General features: G+C 72.0%; 2 pseudogenes. Both read left to right on the top strand.

Going from position 1 to position 837, the window contains the following annotated elements:
- A pseudogene (locus tag AC5LSR_RS15330) lies at positions 1–320 on the top strand (hypothetical protein); the annotation flags it as partial.
- Positions 321–516: 196 nt separating this feature from the next.
- Positions 517–837, top strand: a pseudogene (locus tag AC5LSR_RS15335) (c-type cytochrome biogenesis protein CcsB); the annotation flags it as partial.

Below are 837 nucleotides of genomic sequence, written 5' to 3' on the forward strand. Positions count from 1 at the left end.
CTGGCGCGGGCAGCGTTACCAGCACGGGCAGCGGTCCTGGTGTCGGCCCCGACGCCGGCTCCGATGCCCGCGCGATGACCACGGTCGAGGTCGGTGGACTGTCCCGTTCCGATGTGGACGGCTTCGCGGCCGAGCTGCAGTCGATCATCAGGGACATCCGGCTGGCCACCGCGCCCGTCGAGGGCGCGCGTCCAGCCTGGTTGGGCAGCCCGGACCACGCGGAGCCGCCCGGGCGGCTGGCGCCGGCTCAGGCACCGTCGGATGCTCGGACGTCATCGGATGCTCGGACGCCGTCGGAGCGGGGAGCGCTGAAACAGTGAACGCTGAAACAGTGGGGACAGACGCCGTCGGACCGGGCGGCAAGCGCCATCCGGGCCTCCAGGACCATCATCGGATCCGGGACCTGATCCGGGATCCGAGGTGCGGGGAGGATCTGATGGCTGGGCCAGAGGCTTCCCCGGCCAGCATTTCCCAGGCCAGCGGGGGAACCGGAGATCCCACCGGACAGGAGCTGTGATGCCAGTCAATTCCGGCCTTGCCACGTTGTCCGACCATCTGCTCGGCGTGACCATGGCGGTCTACGCGCTGGCCATGCTCGGCTACGCGGCCGAGTTCGCGTTCAGCCGCTTCGGGCGTGCCAGCGCCGCGGCCCTGGCCGAAGGCCGGGCGGAGAGACCGATATCCCTGGCGGCGTCGGCTGCGCCGTCGGTGCCGGCTGCGCCTTCGGCGTCAGCGTCGGCGTCAGTGCGGGCCGCCGCGGCCGCGACGCCCGGACGGGTGGCGCTGATGGTCGGCATGGACGTGGCAGGCAGAGATGCGGCGGGGACGGCTGTAGCG

The organism is Protofrankia sp. CiP1_Cm_nod4 (assembly GCF_982290645.1).